Raw genomic sequence first — 19,456 nt, 5'->3', positions numbered from 1 at the left:
AGTTCGCCCCGAGCGGTGTTGTTTACTTGTTTATTTCGCCAAGTGTATACAATTGCGGTCGACGGTCGCGGAACAGGTGATTCCGTGCCGTCATTTGTTTGTGATCCGCAAGTGACAGATTGATTTCGGTTGCCACGAAACCGTCGTCGGTGTCCGGCAGGCGCTCGTAACGCCCGGTGGGCTGCGTTACTTGGCTGCGGCCCGTAAAGGACATTTCCCGGCCGGCGCGAAATTCGGAGCCGCCGCGGTTGGCGGTGACGGCAAATACGCGATTTTCCAGACATCGCGTGACCATCGCGTCCTGACAAAAAGGTAGTACGAGATTCGCCGGATGCAGAATGATTTGCGCTCCCAATAGGCCAAGGCTTCGCGCCGACTCCGGAAAATACCAATCGAAGCAGATCATCATTCCCAAACGAAGGCCGTCGACGTCACAAACGAAAAACGGCTGCTCACCGGGGGAAAACAGCCCGATTTCGTCCATAAACAGGTGTATTTTCCGGTATATCGCGATCAAGCCATCGGGGCCGAGCAACGCCGCCGAGTTGTAGTACCGGCCGTCTTTGGATTCCGGAAAGCCATAGCATAATAAACTACCCGTTTCTTTTGCCAGGGCCACCATGAAGTCGAAGGTTTCGCCGTTCACGGGTTCGGCGAGCTCGGCGAGTTCCTCCGGTCCCTTGAAGACGTATCCGGTAAAGGCGACCTCGGGCAGCACCGTCAGGCGGGCATCAGCCTCGCGAATCCATTTGGCCGCCCGCTCGCGGTTCTCTGCCACCTGGCCGAATTCTGGCGTGAATTGAACAGCGGCAACTTTCATGAAGATAGCATGCCTCGATAGTTGAACCGGAGCAAGGGCGTCGTTATCCTGTTGGACGTGGCCGCGCCGTCGCGCGGCTGGTTTTATCGACTCGAGATTTGGGGAGATCGCGTGAAACGAAGCTGCTTTCTTGTCGTGTTGTGCTTGTTGTTGCCGGGATTGGCCCAGGCCTGGGATACGGCTCACGCCGACCAGCGCGCCGCATACCAAACCGCGAAACGAAATCTGGCCGCCGGTCACGGCGCGGCAGCGGCTGAATCGTTGCGCGAATTGGCCGAGGGCAACTGGCCCGCGGCGGACGTGGCGGCCGCGCGGCTGTGCGATATGGCCGAGAAGGCCGACCGGAAGGAAGAAGCGCGGCAATGGAATCGTTTCCTGGTGTCTCGTTTTCCGTACAGCCGGTACCGGCCCGACGCCATCGTGGCGTTGGCCGAAGCGCTCGTGGCCGAACCCAATGGGGCGTCCGAGGCGGCGAAGTTGGCTAACACGCTGCTGCGCGACCATCCCGGCAAAGCCGATGCTCAGGCCCATTACCTGTTAGGCGAGGCGCTTTTAGCGACCGGGCGTGCTCAGGAAGCGGCGGCTGCCTATGCGGAGGCCGCGTATTTCCATCGGGGCGATTACTCCGACAAGGCGTTTAAGCGGCTCGGCGAATTGAAGAAGACGGGCATGAAACTTCCCAAGCCCGACGCAAAGCGATTGTGGGATCGCATCAGCGAGAACATTGCGCGCCGTTATTATTGGACCGCCAACCTGTACGCCGACCGCTACGCGCGGGTGTTTGCCGGGACCGAGAAGGGATTTCGGGCGCGACTGGTTTCGGCGGACATGTTGATTGCCCGACGCAAACACAAGGAGGCGAAAAAGGCGCTGCAAACGTTGGCGCGGCAAGCTTCGTCGGCCGACCGTAAAGCGGCCGTGGCGATTCGCCTCAAGCGGTACAACACCAAGAACGGAGTCGAGCAAAAGCGCCTGTATTTCACGAAAATTGCCGGGAAGCCCGGCTCGTGGGGATCGCGGGTCGATGCCCGGCTGGCGCTGCTGCAACTGGAAATGGACGCCGAACGCTTTGGAAACGCGGCTCGTTGGGGCGCCCGATTGGTCGACGATGACGCCGCGAGTTTGTTTTTGCCGGAAGAAACCTTGTGGCAAACCGCGTTCGCTTATTATCTGGCCGGGGACTTCCAGAACGCGGCAGTGCGTCTGAACCAGTGGTTGAAGCGCTATCCAAAACACGGCGACCACGACCGGGCTTCGTATTGGCTGGGCCGCACGTATGAACGCCTAGGCGACAAAAAGAACGCCGTTCACGTTTTCCACGTTTGTTACGACCGCTGGCAGGGTACGTACTACGGATTGGCGGCTGAAGCGCGCCTCCTGGCGCTGGGTATCGGCAGTGATCAGTTGCCGCGCCTGCCGTTTACCGGGGAAGCCAAGCAAGTCGTTGCCCGCGCTACGGCCCTTCTGGAACTGCAGCGCGAATGGGAACAGAACCAAGGCGGCGGCGAAACCCGCGATGCCGGCGCCACGCAGGCTCTGGACTATGTAGCCGCCGGCGATTCTCGCTTCGCGCCGGTATTTCGCGAGGTGCGGGAACTATTCGCCATGGGTGAGGACGCGGAAGCCAAGGCGCTGCTGGATCTTTGGCGTGACGATATGTACGAGGACGCCACATCGCCTTATTTCCTCAGCGTCGCATACGGGTTGGCCGGGGATAACCTGGCGTCAATTCGGGCCTCGTACCGGGGTTTCGAAATGGTACGCGACAACCGCTTGGCCGACCCGCACGCACTGTTGTCGCGCCGGCGTTTTCCCCTGCTGCAGGAAGCGCTGATCGCGAAAACCGCCAAGCAACACAAGCTCGATAAATATTTGGTATTCGGCATCATCAAGCAGGAAAGCGCCTTTCAGACGCGCGCCACGAGCTGGGCCGGAGCACGGGGTTTGATGCAGGTGATGCCGGGCACGGGCCAGTATATTGCCAAGCGGCGGGGGATGAAAAACTTCAACACGAAGAAACTCTACAAGCCCGAAGTATCGGTTGATTTCGGCTGTTGGTTGATGGCGCACTTGTTGCAAAAGCGTTTCGATGGGGATCTACCTGCAGCGCTCGCCGGCTATAACGCCGGTTGGGGGCGGCCGCCGCGGTGGTGGGCGCCGAATGTCGGGCGCACGTACGACGAGTTGATTGAACGCATTCCCTTTGATGAGACGCGCGGTTACGTCAAGGGTATAGTGCGAAATTACGAGATGTACCTGCGACTGTACAAGGACCCCGGGGCGACGGGTAAACGCCGTCCGAGTGTGCTTAACTTATTGAATCAGAAAGCAAAGGGGTTGCCATAGGGCTCGAAGGTCGCTATGTTCCGACTTCTTTTTTGACTGGAGGGTGATGTATGTCCCAACGCTATCCCGTAACACCTGCCGGCTTGGAAACGCTCAAGGTGCAGCTTCATGAAATGAAAACCAAGCAGCGGCCCGCCGTGATCAAGCTGATCGAAGAAGCGCGCGAGCACGGAGATATTTCAGAGAACGCCGAGTACGACGCGGCGAAGGATAAGCAAGGAATTCTCGAGGCGCGGATAGCCGACATTGAAAACCGCGTTGCCGACGCCCAGGTGATCGATCCGGCCCAAATCGATGAGGATAAGGTCGTTTTCGGAGCGACGGTGACGCTGATGGATTTGGATACGGACCAGGAAAGAATGTACCAGATTGTCGGCGATCACGAAGCCGATTTGAAGAAGAAGCGCGTCAGTATCAATTCGCCCATCGCCCGGGCGCTGATCGGCAAAAAAGAAGGCGAAATCGTCGAGTTTGAAACACCGGGTGGATTGCGCGAATTGGAAATCATCAAAATCGAATACAAATAACCGGACGGCGGCGCTAGCGGAATAGCTTGGGCTTCTGTTTCTTGAGTTTTTCCAAATTCAGGCGGGCCGGTTGAAAGGTCGGATCGAGCGCGAGCGCCGCTTCGAATTCGTCTTTCGCTTCTTCGAATTTCTTTTGCTGGCGAAATACCAATCCCAAATTGTTGTGGGCGTCGCGGGCGTTTCTGGACGCGGGATTCAGGTTGATCGTCTGCCGATAAGCGTTAACGGCATCTTCGTTCTGGCCCAGGTTATCCAACGCGGTGGCCAAAAGCAGCCAAGCGTCGGTGTTGCTCGGGTCGAGCTTGATCACGGTGCGGAACTGCGCGATTGCGTCTTGCAACTCGTTTTCGCCCGCCGGCCAATTGGCCTCGCGCGGCAGCACCGCCCCGGCGTCGCCGCGTTGCTCGATCAGCAGCCGCGTTTTCTGCGCGGCGCGAAACACCAAAATACGTCCCAGCAAATAGTGCGCCTCGACGTAGCGGCTCTTGAGCGCAATCGCCGTGCGGGCGTGCCGCTCAGAACCGGCTAGATCGCCTGATTGGAAGGCTTTTACCGCCAGTTGGAAGCTATCTTCCGCCGTGAGAGGAGGGAGCGCTTCCGGTGTGGCGGCGTTGGGCGGCGGCGTGGGTTCCTGCGCCTGAATGACGGGACAGGCCACGAAAAGCATCAGCATCATGATCCACAACGCCCGTTTCATTCTCCCCTCCTTGGATTCCGACGCTAGCAGGCCGCCGGCGAATTCGTCAACGGCGATTGTCCGACACCGCCGGTCGCCTGTTCGTTAAAACAGCCACCACGCCACGCCGGCCAATCCGCCGGCAATCAACAGGGCCAACGCGGCGATCAGACCGCGAAATAAATGTGCGCCGCTGCGCGTCGTGGCCGGATCGCGACGCCCGGCGAAGACATCGGCGGTTACCGTGGCGATGTCGGCGGTGATTTCGTCCAGCAATATCTCACCCTCGGCGGCGCTCGCCCGATGCGGCATGCCGACGTAGCCCTCGCGGCGCCCGCGAAGGATCCACGAGAAATCCTGCACCCCGGCCCACAGGGCGTGGAGGACGTCCTGCCGGATATCTTCGTCGCGCACGATGCGTCGCACGGCGCTCTCGAACAAACGTTCCAAGCCGTTGAGCCACCAGCGGCTCGGCGGCTGGATGACCGGCAACTCCCGGTAAATCGGGGCGACGGTCTCGGGCGCGGCAGCGAGCACCATGGAGGTTTCGACGCGTCCGGCGTGCAGGTCCCAACACAGGTCGCGCGCCTCTTGGTCGCTCAGTTCGATACCTGCCCGGCGCACGGCGTTGGCGTGGCGTCCGAAAAAGACCTTGCCGCCGATGCGCGACGAGGGCGAGATAGCGTGGACGACGCGGCCCGGTCGACTACGCCGTCGCAGCCACGCGCAGACGTCATCCAAGGCGCCCACATGGGGCACCGCGCCGTGGCCGGTCAGAAACACGAAGTGTGTGAAGCCCTGCTTCAGGAAACGGCGCATGTAGTGTTTGAGCGTTTTACGCAGGATGCGCGAGGGCACTTTGACCGAGCCGGTGCCGCGGATCGTCGCGCCGCCCAGGTGCCAGGTAGGGTGCAGCCAGACGCGGCGGTTCGGATACCTTTCAGCCAGACGACGACCGAGGCGTTCGGCCATGGCCTCGCCGAGAATTTCGTCGGTGCCCAGCGGGAGGTGCGGCCCGTGGTTTTCCGGCGCGGCGACGGCGAGGATCAGGATATCCTTGTCGACCGATGCGCGCGCCAGTTCGGCGCTGGACACTTTGTGGTACCAAAACAGGTTTTCAGGCATGCGGGGAAGCTAGCCATTTTCGCCCCGCTTGACAATCGGCGGGCGGTGTTTTGAACTTGGCGCGGGCCATTTTCCGCTTTCGACGAGTGGTAAGCGAAAATCATACAACTGGTTGATCTGATGCGAATCACTCTCGCGGTGGTTTTAACTGCCTATGCGGGAAGCGACTCGATATCCTTCGACGACGGTGATTTCAGCAATGACCGCAACGGCAAGAGCGATGATGATGCCTTCAACTCCTCCGGTAACAAAAGAGCCTGCAGTCGTGCGCTCCGGGTACGCCGTGGCACCGGGGAAGCTTTGTTGAACCCATGTGACGGGAGGGTTTTGCGATGAAGAGGTTGATGACGGCGACCGCGCTGCTGCGCGTGCTGACACTAGCGGCGCCCGCGGCGGCGGAATACGGAACCTGGGAACAGAAAAACGCCGATTTCAATTACAACAACACGCTGCTGGGCGTTTACGCCCCCACCTTCTCGTGAGGCACGACATTTCAGAATGAGAGTTTTTGTTAATACGTTTTCATAATTTGCATCGATCAATTCGGAGCAGGAAAGGGTTTTATTCATGAGTCAGAAGTACGAGGAGTTGCATCAACGCTCAATTGTGGATCCGGCCGGTTTTTGGGGCGCGGAAGCGGAAAAGCTTCATTGGTATAAGAAGTGGGACAAGGTCCTGGATGATTCCAATCCGCCCTTCTATCGCTGGTTTGTCGGCGGTGAAACCAACCTGTGTTACAACGCGGTGGATCGTCACGCGCTCGGCGCCGGGCGCAACAAGGCCGCGATCATTTGGGAGAGCCCGGAAACGGGCCAAAGTCGGGTCATCACGTTTTTTGAACTGTATCGTCTGGTCAATCGTTGTGCGAATGTTTTGTTGAAGTACGGCGTCGGCAAAGGCGACCGCGTGATCATTTATATGCCGATGGTGCCCGAAGCGCTCGTCGCCGTTTTGGCCTGCGCGCGCCTCGGGGCGATTCATTCAGTTGTGTTCGGCGGTTTCTCCTCCGACTCCCTGGCCAACCGTATCGACGACTGCCAACCTAAAATGGTGATCTGCGCTGACGGCAGCAGCCGCAAGGGCAAGCCGGTTCTATTGAAGAAGATCGTCGATTCCTCTTTGGACTTGGCCGCGACCGACGTTCCCCACGTGCTGGTCTACGATCGTAAAATCACCGAGTGGCAGGCGAAGGAAGGCCGCGACTTGGATTGGCAGACCGAAATGGACGCCGCGCCCAACACCGTGGTCGAGCCGGCGCATCTGAAGTCTACGGATCCCAGCTACATCCTTTACACCTCCGGCACGACCGGCAAACCCAAAGGCGTGCTGCGCGACACCGGCGGCTACATGGTCGCCGTGCACTCCTCGATGGAACAAATCTACGGTTGCGGACCCGACGACGTGTATTGGTCCACCTCCGATATCGGTTGGGTCGTCGGGCACAGTTACATCATTTATGGGCCGCTGCTGGCCGGCATCCCGACGCTCGTTTTCGAGGGCACGCCGGATAATCCCAACCCCGGCATTTGGTGGAAGGTCATCGAAAAGTACGGCGTCACCGTTGTTTTCTCCGCCCCGACCGCGATGCGTATTCTGCGCAAATTCCCAGGCGAGTGGATCGAAAAACACGACCTGAGTTCGCTGCGCCACATCTTCCTCGCCGGCGAGCCGCTGGATGAATCCACCTACAAGTGGGCGAGCGACACGCTGCAAAAGCCGATCCTCGATCACTATTGGCAGACCGAAAGCGGCTGGGCGATGCTGACCAATCACATGGGCATCGAAACCCTGCCCATCAAGCCGGGCAGCCCGACCAAGGGCGCCATGGGCTGGAACGCCGCCGTCGTGGATGAGAAGGGACAGGAAGTCGCCGCCGGGATGCGCGGCACGCTGATCATCAAACCGCCGCTGCCGCCCGGTTCGCTGCTGACCATTTGGGGCGACGACGAGCGCTACGTGGAAACCTATTGGCAGAAGACGGGCGATAACGGCGCGTTGATTTACCTCAGCGGCGATTATGCCCGCTGTGACGAAGACGGCTATTTCTGGATGCTCGGCCGCTCCGACGAAGTGATCAACGTCGCCGGGCACCGCATGGGCACGCGCGAGATCGAAGAAGTGCTTTCGGAACATCCGAAGGTCGCTGAAGCCTCGGCCATCGGCATCAAGGACGAACTCAAGGGCCAGGCGATCGCCGCGTTCGTCGTGCTCAAGCAGGGCGTCGAGGGGACCGAGGAAGTCATCAAAGAGTTGATCCTGTCCATCCGCCAAAAGATCGGCGCAATCGCCACGCCCAAAACCCTGCGAGTGGTCATGCAGTTGCCCAAGACACGCTCGGGCAAAGTGATGCGCCGCGTGCTGCGCGCCTTGTGCGAAGAAAACGAACTGGGCGATCTGTCTACGTTGGAAGACGGCGCCAGCGTCGAGGAAGTCAAGGCGGCGCTCGAAGGCATGGGCCACGACGGCTGATCGGCGCGACTTCGTAGAGTGAAAAACCCAGGTCGTTGCCGCCGTCGTAACCTTGGTTCTTCGGCGGTAGCGGCCCCGGATTTCAAGCCGTGAATACTCTGCCTGACGAAACGATGCCGGGCTTTCGTTGACAAGCGCCGCGTGGTAGCCGATCCTTTTCGGGTAGGAGACTGACCCATGAAGCGTTTGTGGCTCGCCCTTTTGTTGCTATCCATGGCCGCCGGTTTCGCGTTCGCCGGCATTCACCAACTTGAGCATAACGCCTACCGGACACTGGTTGATCCGTCGCCCGTGTACGTGGACGACGTGCCGCCCCTCGCGCCGGCCAAGGCGGGCGACGAGCCCTACGTGGCGGGCTTCTACCCCTATTGGGGCGACGACATCGGCCTGCTGCAATACGACGTGCTGGACGAGGTTATCTACTTCGGTGCCGACCTCAACGGGCAGGGCGATATCACGTCGCTGCACGGGTGGCCCCGGCAGGACCTCGTGGCCGCGGCGCATGCGGAGGGAACGCGCGTGACGCTGGCGGTGATTTGTTTTTCGGCGACCGACATGAATCAGCTTCTGCCCAGCGCGACAAACCGCGCCAACGCGATCGACCAGTTGGTCGAGGCGGTCAACGAGGGCGGGGCGGACGGCGTCAACGTTGACTTCGAGGGTTTGCCGGTAGCGCAAAAGCAGAATTTCGTCACCTTCGTACAGCAGTTGAAAGCCGGCCTGCAGGTGGAAGACCCCGACGCGATCGTGTCCGTCGATACCCCGGCGGTTGATTGGTCCGGCGCGTTTGATTTCGACGCGCTGGCCGCGCACGGCCGGCTGTTCATCATGGCCTACGACTACCATTGGCGCACCGGCGATCCCGGACCCGTGGCGCCGCTGCTCGGGTCGGATTTCTGGGGGCAGTACGCCTACGACTGGACCCTCGACGACTATCAAACCTACATCACGCCTTATACCTTGGAGCGCGTGCTGCTGGGCGTGCCGTTTTACGGATACGACTGGCCCAGCGCCGGCTCCGGCATTCCCGGCACGGCGACGGGTTCGGCGACCGCCTACGGCATCCTGCAGGCGTGGGACCGGGCCGATGCGCACGGCGGCGGCCAGTGGGATGCGCCGTCCTCCACGGCGTACGCGATTTTCTATGAGGGCGGTTGGCGGCAGTTGTGGTATGAGGATTTGGATTCGCTGGCCGATAAGCTTGACTACGCGGCCACGCGCGAGGTGGGCGGCGTGGGCTTCTGGACGGCCTACTACGCCGCAGATAACCAGGACATCTGGGACCTTGTTGCCGAATACAAATATGGTTCCCCCGGCGACGATGATGATGATGATGACGACGATAACGATGACGACGACGACGATAGCGGCGGCTGTGGGCAGGTGGTTTTTTAGAAATAATCCATTGTTCTGCCGAGCATTTCCGCGGGCGAACTCCGCACACAAAACAATCTTGCGGGCGACTTCAGGCGTGAATTCTGGTCATTCCTCGACTAACCGGGAAAGCCTCGACATATTCAGCGCGAACAAAATATTTTACTAAGTCGTATTAAGACTTGACATTACCTTTGCAGAAGTTGTAATAAATCTCACTAAACAATTACGAGGCGATATTGGCAAACACACCATCGGACCAAGAGAGTTGTGTACTTTCCGACTACGGCGTAATAACCTCTCTTCACAGTACACGACCCGGGAAAACGATTGACACCTACAAAGAACTGCGCGGCCGGTACGGAGAATATAAAGAACGAGTTTCCGAAACGCTAGGACGATACGAAACAAAAAACAAAAAAAGGGTATCTCCTAAACATAAAGCGGAATTCGAGAAATTATACAATCCGTTATTTTATTATATGTGGGGTCCATTCGACCTTTGTTCAATTAGCTGTGTCGACGCGTTTTCTTTGGCACCGCAACTTCACGTTCCGTTGAGTGGCTCAATTCAAATCGCGATGCAGGCGGTGCCGGATTTCACAAAAGCGACACAAACACCCCGAGAAAGCAGAAGTTCAAGGACAAATCCCTGGTTTTTCGCGCCGGATAAGCTACTAGCGGAACTAGGCTGTGGCGACGACAAGAACGGTGATAATTCAAGCAGAGTAAAATGGCCGCTTTTTGCATTCTGTAAGCTGAAGGTGAATCCCATCCTCACCTTGGTTCTAGGGGCGAGTATTGTGCGCGAAGCCATCTTGGCAACGCGAGAACAAGTGAAACCTCAAAGCGAGGACAATAATGACGACCTTCGATGTTGTGTTCTCGAACCGCTTGGTTGGAATGAGATAACGCTTTTGGTATTCGGTAAAGACTACTCTCAGATGGTCAGTTCAATATTGTCCATTCGAGACACCACTCTCGGCGAATTACTAAGTAAGAAACCGGAATCAATCAAGACTTTGCGCAAGAACCCAGTCCTGTTGAGGCTGCTCGACGATGAAGAACTGAAAAAGCCTGAAAATGGCGCGAAATTAGAAATAGCATTGCGGGAAATGAGCTTGTATGCAGCGTCTTGGACGACGCTTGGTCTTCACATTGGTGTTTTTACTGATGTTCTTGAAAGAAATAAAAAGGGCGAAAACGCCGAACAGATTGCGAGACACGTCAAAAATGTTTACAGTATCGAAGGACGTGTTGTGCCGGATATTGGATTGGGAATATTACCCGGTTACTTCGGTGATACGATCAGCGATGCGGAAGATATAAGAAAAGAAATGCTTGGCGAAAAAGCGAATGAAGAAAACGCCGACAAAAAGACTAGCGTGGGAACTTCGAACGGCGATTCCGAACAAAAACGCCGTTACGTGTCGCGTCCGGGTCATACAGATTTGGTTTGGCGCACCGGTAAAGGCTTCGAAGACGACGGACGAGCGGTTTCCACGATTGACTTTATTGTCGATTTTGTTCGCTTGACACATGATGTAGAACTGAGCTTGCCATTGAGTAAACATGTCACCAGTCTTGGTGTTCCGGTGCAATATAATGAGGCAGAAGAAAAAGAATCTGATCGGCTCTGTCTTGATCTAGAATCGCTGCAAATGGGGCCTTTGTACCGTGGTGAAAAAACCCTTTCAAAGGATGAAATAAAACCAAAAACAGCCGCTCGCGTTTTACAATTACCGCGGCATCTTAGATCGGAAATCGAATCGTTAATCGCGGTATATGATATGATTGTGAAAGATGAAGTATTGTATGACACCATTGTTGATCTGGGCCCGCCACTAGTGCTTTTGATCAACTGGTTGAGTCATTTAGGCGCGGCAATACGAGAGGAAGACGGAGCGACTAATCGGACCTCAAGACAATGGGAAGATGTTGTCGCCGATTTGGCGCGCTGTGTACAGTCATTTCGACAAGCGCTCAACAATCGCTTGAACGCTTCGCCGCCGTTTAGCGAGGTGTCTGATTTCACGCTGGAATTTAAAGGAGGCATCCAGCATTTGTTGACAGGCATAGACGGATTGTTCGCATCGGGTCTGGTTGCGACAACAAGAAAATGTAAAGAAGTGAAAAAGCCATATGTTGAATTGCCGGGATTCACAGTCATTGGAGAGAAACGAACGGGAGTTTTGTTGTCGTCGAGAATTGGCGCGGTCACGCAAAAAAACATGATAGAAATGATGCAACCGGAGACTTATCCGTACGAAATGCATGAGAGCTTTCATCACTCCTTGCGCCAACTAGATGGAATGAGGCCAGTATTTGAGATCATTACTATTTACAAAAAAATAGCAAAACGCCTTATGGAGACCTTTATTGCCGGTCATTCAGAATCGCTGGTCGCGCAGTTAGGGGACCTTTTCGAAGAAATCGCGGCAGACCAGATGTGTCGCGACCTCGTATTTTCGAGCGACGAGAAGGGCGACGAACTTTATAAGAAGTGGTTCGGTGTGTATTACGCCAACACAGTGAATTATGGGCCTGGATTGGAGTCGAATAATGATTACCGCTGTCAATTGGTTGTCAGATATCTGTTGTCATTGCGGCAGCAACCAACGACGGCCGCGTTCAATTCACCCATTGCGCTAAAAAAACATTACGGCGAGGAAATGGAGGCGTGTGGAGGTTGGCTTCTGGGAGACCCGTTCCTTGAAAGTTTGGCCGGAGGAGACGCAAAGAATTGGAACCAAGTATGGCAGTGCTTTGATAACCTTGCTTGTGCGGAAGTGGACCTGGCGATTGGCGAATTTGGAGACAAGATCGTTGAGAGTCTGGAGCAAATTGCCGAATGGTCTCTGAAGTTGAAGCAATTGCATGGAGACGCAAAGATAAATCAACGATACCCGGGGTTCGTTGAGTTTCTTTTTGCAGTTCGTCGTGCGTTGTGGGGCGGTCATTGTCGAACAAAGAAACATTACGGGTCCGGAATAGATTTTACCAAAAACATTGTTTCGGCTTTCGACAGGTCAGCCGGGAAAAACAAACATGAAGCTGGAGTGTTTTACTCTCGGTATGTTCTTTCAGAGTATTTGACGCACGTTTTATCGGAAAGCACGCTTGCCGTCGTCGAGAGAAAGAGGACGGACGGCACATTCGACTTCAAAAAGGGGAATCCGCCGCTTGTTGTAGACCCTGCCGGAGGATTGTATGCGGCGGAGCCGGGGACGAGGCGAAAATATTTCGGGGCGGCAATTGTTTCGATTTTTTCGCTTTGGGATCTCGGGTTGTTTGTCAAATATGAACGGCTAAGAGAAACGCTTGAGTACCTGGATGATTATGCCTAAGCAAATTATCGAAACACGGCAACTCCTCAGGAGGGCACGGCTTCGGATTGAGAAGAGATTCGGGCGTTGTCCTCGGGCAATTCGGAATGTCTTGGATTATGATCAAGTTCATAAAGCCCTGATCGTGCAATATTCGGCAACGTCGATTTGTTCGCAACAATTGTATTTGGCTTCAATGATATTGATTCCCAGGGAGAAAGGAAAGAAACCGAACGAAGATTGTTTATTTCGTTTTGTGGTCGGATTGCTGGGTGAAAATTGTATCTTGGCACTAATTCATTCAAAAAGCGAAAATGAGCGCGAAAAGGTTTTAGATTCAGAGATGCTCTTATTTTCAATCGGTGCGCGTAAACGTGAAGACCTGATATCGAAATACTACTCTTACGTTAACGGACTGCTTCAAAGAGACAGTCGCAGGTTTGTCTTTCTAAGAACTGGCTTATGGTTATTATGCGAGGCGGGTTTGTGGCACGAGGTTGCCCGACAAGCTGAAATTCTTGGAATCATGGACAATGCGTCGGAAAAGCTAGTAAAGGAAATAGGCAAAACGGCGACGCGATTGATGGGTTTTGACGAAAACTGGACCCGAAGAATGGTGGAAAAAGCTCGCACTGTTTTAGGGGTCCTTCTTGGCATTTCGTCAAATATTTCGAGTTTTACGGAGCTTCCCGTTTTTGAGCTTGCTTATTTGAGATTTATTCTCTTGTCTATCGATGACAATGGCGCAAGGAAGCCACGTTGGTTGACGACTTCCAAGGAATCGGGGCTATCGAAGGATTTGCGGGTAAATATTGCCGAGGCGGCGTGGAGTATGGGGCTGGATGAACAGGCCGGTATTGATTATTTTGAGGCGGCGAGGCTTGCTGTAACTACGGACAAAGAAAACCAAATTGCGGGTCAACCAGGGTATTCTTTCATAGAAACGTTTTTGGAATCAAAATATTTTAAAAGCGGCACGATATCGGGGGAAACGCTTCAAAAGCTTTCGGAGGCACCGCCGCGTTCGAAGTCACCGCCGCCCCTTCAACAGCTTTTTAAATTAATGCTCGCGCCGGCGGCGGGTATTTCCTCGTGGCCGACAATTCGGTTAGAAGAGCGCCGGCAACCACCTGAATTCGGCGCGCGCCTTGTTTGTTTACGCCGGTGGGGCTCCGACACATCGTTGTTTGACTGGAGTAAGGAGCCGATGGGCAATATCGGTGGCGGCTATTTTCTCGGTCTAGGCGAAAAGAAAGGTGTGGTGATCGACCCCGGACTAGATTATCTCCGGGCGTTTTATGCGTTTACTCCGTATTCGTTTCACGATATTCGATACGTCCTGGTGTCCCACTCTCACATTGACCACGCCGGAGACCTCATCCGGTTAATGCTGGTCCAAGGTAAAATAAATAAGAACCTTGCCCCGGGAAAAAAGCTGCAACCAATTAATATTATTGCGCCTTTCGATGTGTTTGCGCCGATAAGTGACTTAACTCGGGATAGGAATCTTTGCTCGAAAATGCACCCGATTGGCCTGGGACGCGAGACAATAACTAGTCAAAAATGTGACTGCGTGCGCCAATGCGTACCGGAGGATCGTCATTGTCCGGTCGAGGTACCTGGGGTCGATCGACTCCAACTCACGAAATCAACGTGGTACGGGGGCAAGTGTCCTGCCCCGCACGAATACGAAACAGCGAAGTGGTTGAGTGTTAGTTCCTTTTCCGTACAGCACTTAACCCGTGGAATTACGACTTTTCCCGCCACGGAAGAGTGTATGGATCACTCATGTGGTTTTGATTTAATATTTGAACACCTGGAAAAGAAGTATCGGATCGTTTACACAGGTGACGCAAAAGCGATTAACTCAGCCGACATCACCGAACGACGTCAAGATAAGCGTATCGATCTTCTAATCGCGAATCTCGGTTCTGTGAAATTTGAAGAATTGCTGGGAGATAATCGAGAAAGCGGAAGTCACTTAGGATTAACCAAACTTATCGATCTCACCGTCAAATTGAAGCCCAAAGTATTGCTGATATCCGAGTTGTTGCACAACTTGTCATTTTACGATTGGAGAACTGACTTCCGTGATATTGTTCAACAAAAACTTGACAAGAACAGGAAACTGAGCGTTCGGGTACCGGTTTTCTTGGCCGAGCTTGGACTGTCGTTTATTTTCGAAAACGGTGAAATACACGTCTCCTGCCAGTGCTCGGATTTCAGCGGCCGATACCCGCTTGCGACTATTGCTACCCAAGGAAAACTGGGTGCCAAGCATCAACGAAACGATCGCTTAGTTACGTTCTGCCCATCGTGTACGCTGGCATAATCAGCTCAAGTGAAGGCGAAAACGGGTTATTAACGTGGTTTTCACTCAAGATGGGCTAAAACGGCACCGATATAAAGAGTAGAGGTAATGCAATTATTAGAAGGGAGAGGAAATTTCCGGAAACTTCGGATTTTAGATCGCTTTCAGTGAGTTTATGTGCTATTCGGAGACGAACTCGTTTAAAACATAAACATAATCTGGTCTCTGATGTCAGAGAACCGGCTAGCTTGACATTCCGAATGATGAGGTTACTGTTATCAGCCATTCGCCTGAGAGCGGGCAGTAAACGGTGGGCTATAACGTTGCTCGTGTGCAACTTAGCGATAAGGGCAACAAATTTTGATAAGGTGAGCCGATGGCATATTTGATTGTGCGAAAAAGCTTGGGTTGGCCGGAAAAGCACTCTCGCTCCTTCACCGAGTGGCCCGTTGGGCCTCGAACTTCGGGAGGAACCGGCGTGAAGTATCACGGCAAAGCACCGGAAACCGGTGAGTCGGAGGAAGACGAAGAGGAGAGAAGCCCTTTTTCTGTCGATTTGAATTTCGACCGCGACGTGGGAACTCAACTGAGCGGCAGGGACTTATTGCCTGCTGCACCGATTGATCAATCGAGAAAAGAGTAAAAGGCTTCCGAGGCCGCGGTTCCCCTCGGATTCAAAAGCGCAAAAGTGTCTTAAAATCAGGTTTTATGCCACTTAACGGATGCATTTTGGCGAAAACAACGGGTTGCCTGGAAACGCCCTTCCTACCCCTCACTTCAAATACTTGCGGCCTTCGGCATCGAACTTCGTGGCGTAGTCGGTCAGGGTGCCGTTAACGCGGAAGACGAAGGGGTAGCCCGCCTTAGTCAAGATGTTGGCGGCTTTGGTGGCCTGCTCGGGTTTAGCGCCCACGACGTAGATGTTCCGTTCCTTCGGGATCTTCTGCAGGTTGACTTCCAAGGTTGTAAGCGGAATTTGCTTGGCGTCTTTCAGGAAAATGAGGTCGCCGCCCAGTTCCAGGCCGACGCGTACGTCCACGACGAGCGTGTCGTCACTGGCCAGCGCGGCGTGAAACTCCTCAAGCGACGCATCGCGGATGGCCGAGGAATTCGAGCAGCCGATCGCCGCCGCCATCATCGCGACAAGCAATAGCAAGAACAGCTTTTTCATGGCGTATGTCCTTTCGTCAGGGCAGCTTCGCCGGTTCGAGCACCAGCACGCCCATCACGTGTTCCTCGATGTCGCCGCGATCCATCAACCCGAGGGCGTATTCGCCGCGGCGCCAGAGTTCGTATTGGTCGTCGTAATAATCGGTCAACGGCCGACCCCAGTTGCCGGTATCGAGTACCAGCCACGAATAGGCCGGGTTCTTCATGTCGACAATGTGCCGATAGGCCGGGCCGGCGGTCGTGTGGAAATCGCCCGAGCCGACGCGGAAGAACGACGCCCAGATCGTATCGTTGCCGCCGCCGTGCGGCACGGGGCCGATATTCACGGAGTCAGCCAGCGCGCTCTGAGAGCCGAGCGGGTGGGCGATGGTCAGCATGTGGACGTCGCCCCACTGCCATAGGGCCGGGTCCGGACCCAGTTCCTGCTGCAGTTTCGCGTAGGCGGCCGACAGCGCGCGGCGGTAGGTGATCTCCCAAGTCTCACGCTGCTTGCTATTCACCGAATCATGGAAGGGGCTGTCCTTTTGGCGAAGAATCGCGGCCAGCATGCCGTTAGTCATGTGCGTAGAGGTGTAGGCGCGGTACAGATCCGGCCCCATTTCGTCGGCCAGCATCTTTTTCGCGAGTTCGTCGAAGGCCACGTTGAACAGCGCGGCCCCGGCGCTGTCGGCGGTGGCCTTGAGGTCCCAGCGTTCCAGGATCAGCCAGGCGTCGGTCAGCGCGTCGTCGCCCTTGCCGGCCTCGACGAACAGCGGCACGAATTCCTCGCCAAGCTTACTGTAGACGTCGGTGTGCATGCGGGCGATGTAGGCCGCGTCGATCGGCTTTTGCGCCTCGATCAGTTCGATGATCCGCGCGGCGCGGTACCCCGCGACGTATTGATAGGCCCAGGGGTAGGGGTAGGCATCCAAATCGGTCGTGGCGTTGTTGGCCGAGACGAAGTAACCCGACGGCGGGTCCATCCGTTGCGGAATTTCCTCGGGCGGAACCCAGGCGATCCAGCGTCCCTCGTCGCGCCAAGCGCGGGCGATGCGCCGTCCGTCACCGCGGTTGCGAACGGGGACGAAGCCCATCGGCGCGTACCCGATGTGTCCACTGGTATCGGCGCAGACCCAGTTCTGGCGCAGCGTACCGTAGCGGCTCATGGCTTCGTAGTACTCGGCGCAGCTTGTAACGTCACGGTTCACGCGGCGCATGACGGCGATGTCGTCGCCGCGTTTTTTCTTCCAGTATTTATCGGCGACGATGCGCCGTTCCTCCGGTGTTTTGGAGCGGTGCAGTTCCCAGAAGGCCGTGGGGGAGTCCATGAAATCCATCCCCGCCCATCGGAGGCTGATCACGTCTTTGGTGCGATCGCGTGCGAACATGTCGGTGACAACCGGCCCGAAACGGCTGACGCGCACCAGGACCCGCTCGGCGCGGCGGTCGGCACCCTCTTTGATGTAAACGGTTTCTTCGCGCGTGACGAAATCTTCCCAGGTGTTATTGAACTTGTACCGCTCCGGACGTCCGGGGTCGACTTGGTGCGCGTAGAGGTCCTGCACGTCGCCCTGGTTGTTGGTGGCGGCCCAGCCGACGTGGCGGTTGTGGCCGAGCACGATCAACGGCACGCCCGGGAAGGTCGCGCCGATCACGTCGTAGCCCGCGCCGGAAAGGTGCGTCAGGTGGAAGATCCCCGGCGCGAGGTGCGGCAGGTGGGGGTCGTTGGCGAGAATGGGATATCCGCTGGCGGTACGCGATCCGGCGACCGCCCAGTTGTTGCTGGCGTCGGTCGCTTCGTTGCCGACGCTGCCGAGCATGCGGTACACGGTGGTCAACGAAATGTTTTCCGCCGCGAGAGGTTTAAGCGGCGTGGGATCGAAGGGGATCGACGGTTTGCGCCGCGGGAATTTGTAATTCGGCAGAATGCGCGGCGCTTTCGGGTGCGAATAAGTTGGCAGAAGCAGCTCCGTTTGTTCGTAACCCAAGAGCTTGTCCGAGGCGGCGCGCAGCAACTCGACTACGCCGTTGGTCGAAAGCATCCAGCCGAGAAAACGCTGGAGCGCGATTGTGTCTTCGGGTTTCCACAATTCGGGCTGGTAACCGATCAGGCCGAATTCGATCGGGAGGTCGTCATGGTGAGCGGCCAGATAGGCGTTGACCCCGTCGGCGTAAGCCTGCAGCAGCGCGACGCTCTCAGGCGGCGCCAATTCGAGATACAGCTTCGCGTTGTGCTCGAAGCCGAGAATGCGCATGCCGATATCTTGTTCGCGGGAGGTCGTCGCGCCGTAGATCAATCCGGTGACGAGCGGCCGGTCGCCGATAACTTCGGCCAGGCGGCCGGTGGCGACGCGGCGGAAGAAGTCCATTTCGAAGAGGCGATCTTGGGCGTGCACGTAACCGACGGCGCGCATGAGATCGTGTTCGGTTTCGGCAAAAATGTGCGGAATGGCCCATTTATCGCGGATCACTTCGACGCGGCTGTCGAGCGCGGCGACTTCAATTTGGCCGGCGATGATAGGGCCGCGCGGGTCGCTGCGGTAGGCCATCCATTTCAGGGCGGCGGCGCAGGAAGTCAGGAAAAGCAGAGCCACGAGCAAAAAGACGAGCATGCAGATACGAGTACGCATCGAAACCTCCGTCGGGGAAAACGCGCATACTATAGTACGGCTCCGGAAACCTTGCCAGACCACTGGTTTACGCCGCCGCAATTTGGCGCTAGGATGCGATCCGTTCTGATTTTCGGAGGGCTCAATGATACCTTTTGTTGTGGATCGTGAAGAGAACCAGCTTGCCTACGACATCTATTCCCATTTGCTCAGCCAGCGCATAGTGTTCCTGGCTGGCGAGATCGACGAGAGGAAATCGGACGTAGTCGTGGCGCAACTTATGTACCTCAACGCTTTGGACCCGCAGACGGACATCAAGCTCTACGTCAACAGTCCGGGCGGTATTGTGACCGGTGGCATGGCCATTTACGACACGATGCACTCGATCGATGCCGACGTATCGACCGTTTGCTTCGGTCAAGCCGCCAGCATGGGAGCGCTGCTGCTGACAGCGGGAACCGCCGGGAAACGAGTTGCCATGCCCAACGCGCGCGTGATGATCCACCAACCCTTGGGCGGCGCCTACGGCGTGGCCACCGACGTGCAAATCCAAACCCAGGAAATCCTGCGCCTGAAAAAACGGCTCAACGAAATCCTCGTGTATCACACCGGCCAGAAGTACGAAAAAATTGCCGCTGACACCGAGCGCGATTTTTACATGGGAGCCGATGAAGCCAAGGCTTACGGAATCATCGACGAAGTCGGGCAACTCAAACTCCCCTAA

General features: G+C 56.1%; 14 protein-coding genes. 9 read left to right on the top strand and 5 right to left on the bottom strand.

Features of this window, described 5'->3' with window-relative positions:
- Nucleotides 1-22: 22 nt before the first annotated feature.
- Nucleotides 23-820 (bottom strand): nitrilase-related carbon-nitrogen hydrolase, encoded by a 798-nt coding sequence (locus P9L99_20305; protein ID MDP8225714.1) that lies wholly within the window; start codon nucleotides 818-820, stop codon nucleotides 23-25.
- Nucleotides 821-931: 111 nt separating this feature from the next.
- On the opposite strand from P9L99_20305, the gene P9L99_20300 reads away from it, so the two are divergent.
- Complete coding sequence (locus P9L99_20300; protein MDP8225713.1) at nucleotides 932-3,166, top strand: transglycosylase SLT domain-containing protein; 2,235 nt, start codon at nucleotides 932-934, stop codon at nucleotides 3,164-3,166.
- A 50-nt stretch (nucleotides 3,167-3,216) separates the two neighbouring features.
- A complete protein-coding gene (gene greA, locus P9L99_20295) occupies nucleotides 3,217-3,693 on the top strand; it encodes a transcription elongation factor GreA (GenBank protein MDP8225712.1) in 477 nt (158 codons plus the stop codon).
- Between the two features lie 13 nt (nucleotides 3,694-3,706).
- Here greA and P9L99_20290 read toward each other — a convergent pair whose 3' ends face one another.
- Nucleotides 3,707-4,390, bottom strand: coding sequence for a tetratricopeptide repeat protein (locus P9L99_20290; protein ID MDP8225711.1), 684 nt, complete (start codon nucleotides 4,388-4,390; stop codon nucleotides 3,707-3,709).
- An 84-nt stretch (nucleotides 4,391-4,474) separates the two neighbouring features.
- Nucleotides 4,475-5,494, bottom strand: a complete 1,020-nt coding sequence (locus tag P9L99_20285) for a creatininase family protein (protein ID MDP8225710.1) — start codon at nucleotides 5,492-5,494, stop codon at nucleotides 4,475-4,477.
- Between the two features lie 332 nt (nucleotides 5,495-5,826).
- Here P9L99_20285 and P9L99_20280 point away from each other — a divergent pair, with 332 nt between their 5' ends.
- The 6 genes from P9L99_20280 (at nucleotide 5,827) to P9L99_20255 (ending at nucleotide 15,617) form a co-directional block, all read left to right on the top strand.
- The gene (locus P9L99_20280; protein ID MDP8225709.1) at nucleotides 5,827-5,976 is read left to right on the top strand and encodes a hypothetical protein; all 150 of its coding nucleotides are present in this window, start codon (nucleotides 5,827-5,829) and stop codon (nucleotides 5,974-5,976) included.
- A gap of 55 nt (nucleotides 5,977-6,031) precedes the next feature.
- Nucleotides 6,032-7,963 carry an acetate--CoA ligase gene (gene acs, locus P9L99_20275; protein ID MDP8225708.1) on the top strand — a complete coding sequence of 644 codons (1,932 nt, stop codon included), beginning with the start codon at nucleotides 6,032-6,034 and terminating at the stop codon, nucleotides 7,961-7,963.
- A gap of 177 nt (nucleotides 7,964-8,140) precedes the next feature.
- Nucleotides 8,141-9,358: a glycosyl hydrolase family 18 protein gene (locus tag P9L99_20270; GenBank protein ID MDP8225707.1), complete on the top strand. Its 1,218-nt coding sequence runs from the start codon at nucleotides 8,141-8,143 to the stop codon at nucleotides 9,356-9,358.
- Between the two features lie 218 nt (nucleotides 9,359-9,576).
- On the top strand, nucleotides 9,577-12,684 hold the full coding sequence (locus P9L99_20265; protein ID MDP8225706.1) for a hypothetical protein: 3,108 nt from the start codon (nucleotides 9,577-9,579) through the stop codon (nucleotides 12,682-12,684).
- Nucleotides 12,659-14,995: an MBL fold metallo-hydrolase gene (locus tag P9L99_20260; protein MDP8225705.1), complete on the top strand. Its 2,337-nt coding sequence runs from the start codon at nucleotides 12,659-12,661 to the stop codon at nucleotides 14,993-14,995. The genes P9L99_20265 and P9L99_20260 overlap by 26 nt, the downstream gene beginning before the upstream one ends.
- A gap of 457 nt (nucleotides 14,996-15,452) precedes the next feature.
- Entirely contained in the window at nucleotides 15,453-15,617 is a 165-nt protein-coding gene (locus P9L99_20255) for a hypothetical protein (GenBank protein MDP8225704.1), read from the top strand.
- A gap of 129 nt (nucleotides 15,618-15,746) precedes the next feature.
- On the opposite strand, the gene P9L99_20250 is transcribed toward P9L99_20255, so the two are convergent.
- Nucleotides 15,747-16,145 carry a rhodanese-like domain-containing protein gene (locus P9L99_20250; GenBank protein ID MDP8225703.1) on the bottom strand — a complete coding sequence of 133 codons (399 nt, stop codon included), beginning with the start codon at nucleotides 16,143-16,145 and terminating at the stop codon, nucleotides 15,747-15,749.
- A gap of 16 nt (nucleotides 16,146-16,161) precedes the next feature.
- Nucleotides 16,162-18,753 carry a penicillin acylase family protein gene (locus P9L99_20245; protein ID MDP8225702.1) on the bottom strand — a complete coding sequence of 864 codons (2,592 nt, stop codon included), beginning with the start codon at nucleotides 18,751-18,753 and terminating at the stop codon, nucleotides 16,162-16,164.
- A 124-nt stretch (nucleotides 18,754-18,877) separates the two neighbouring features.
- Here P9L99_20245 and P9L99_20240 point away from each other — a divergent pair, with 124 nt between their 5' ends.
- Entirely contained in the window at nucleotides 18,878-19,456 is a 579-nt protein-coding gene (locus tag P9L99_20240; protein ID MDP8225701.1) for an ATP-dependent Clp protease proteolytic subunit, read from the top strand.

It is taken from the genome of Candidatus Lernaella stagnicola (assembly GCA_030765525.1).
GTDB classification, from domain to species: Bacteria; Lernaellota; Lernaellaia; order Lernaellales; family Lernaellaceae; genus Lernaella; species Lernaella stagnicola.
The sequence above is the reverse complement of the archived record's forward strand: the minus strand, read 5'-3'. Positions and strand labels throughout refer to the sequence as shown.

Excerpts from the sequence above, each read along its gene's own strand:
- P9L99_20305 (MDP8225714.1), bottom strand. The coding sequence starts at position 820 with ATGAAAGTTGCCGCTGTTCAATTCACGCCAGAATTCGGCCAGGTGGCA.
- greA (MDP8225712.1), top strand. The coding sequence starts at position 3,217 with ATGTCCCAACGCTATCCCGTAACACCTGCCGGCTTGGAAACGCTCAAG.
- P9L99_20290 (MDP8225711.1), bottom strand. The coding sequence starts at position 4,390 with ATGAAACGGGCGTTGTGGATCATGATGCTGATGCTTTTCGTGGCCTGT.
- P9L99_20285 (MDP8225710.1), bottom strand. The coding sequence starts at position 5,494 with ATGCCTGAAAACCTGTTTTGGTACCACAAAGTGTCCAGCGCCGAACTG.
- P9L99_20280 (MDP8225709.1), top strand. The coding sequence starts at position 5,827 with ATGAAGAGGTTGATGACGGCGACCGCGCTGCTGCGCGTGCTGACACTA.
- P9L99_20270 (MDP8225707.1), top strand. The coding sequence starts at position 8,141 with ATGAAGCGTTTGTGGCTCGCCCTTTTGTTGCTATCCATGGCCGCCGGT.
- P9L99_20250 (MDP8225703.1), bottom strand. The coding sequence starts at position 16,145 with ATGAAAAAGCTGTTCTTGCTATTGCTTGTCGCGATGATGGCGGCGGCG.
- P9L99_20245 (MDP8225702.1), bottom strand. The coding sequence starts at position 18,753 with ATGCGTACTCGTATCTGCATGCTCGTCTTTTTGCTCGTGGCTCTGCTT.
- P9L99_20240 (MDP8225701.1), top strand. The coding sequence starts at position 18,878 with ATGATACCTTTTGTTGTGGATCGTGAAGAGAACCAGCTTGCCTACGAC.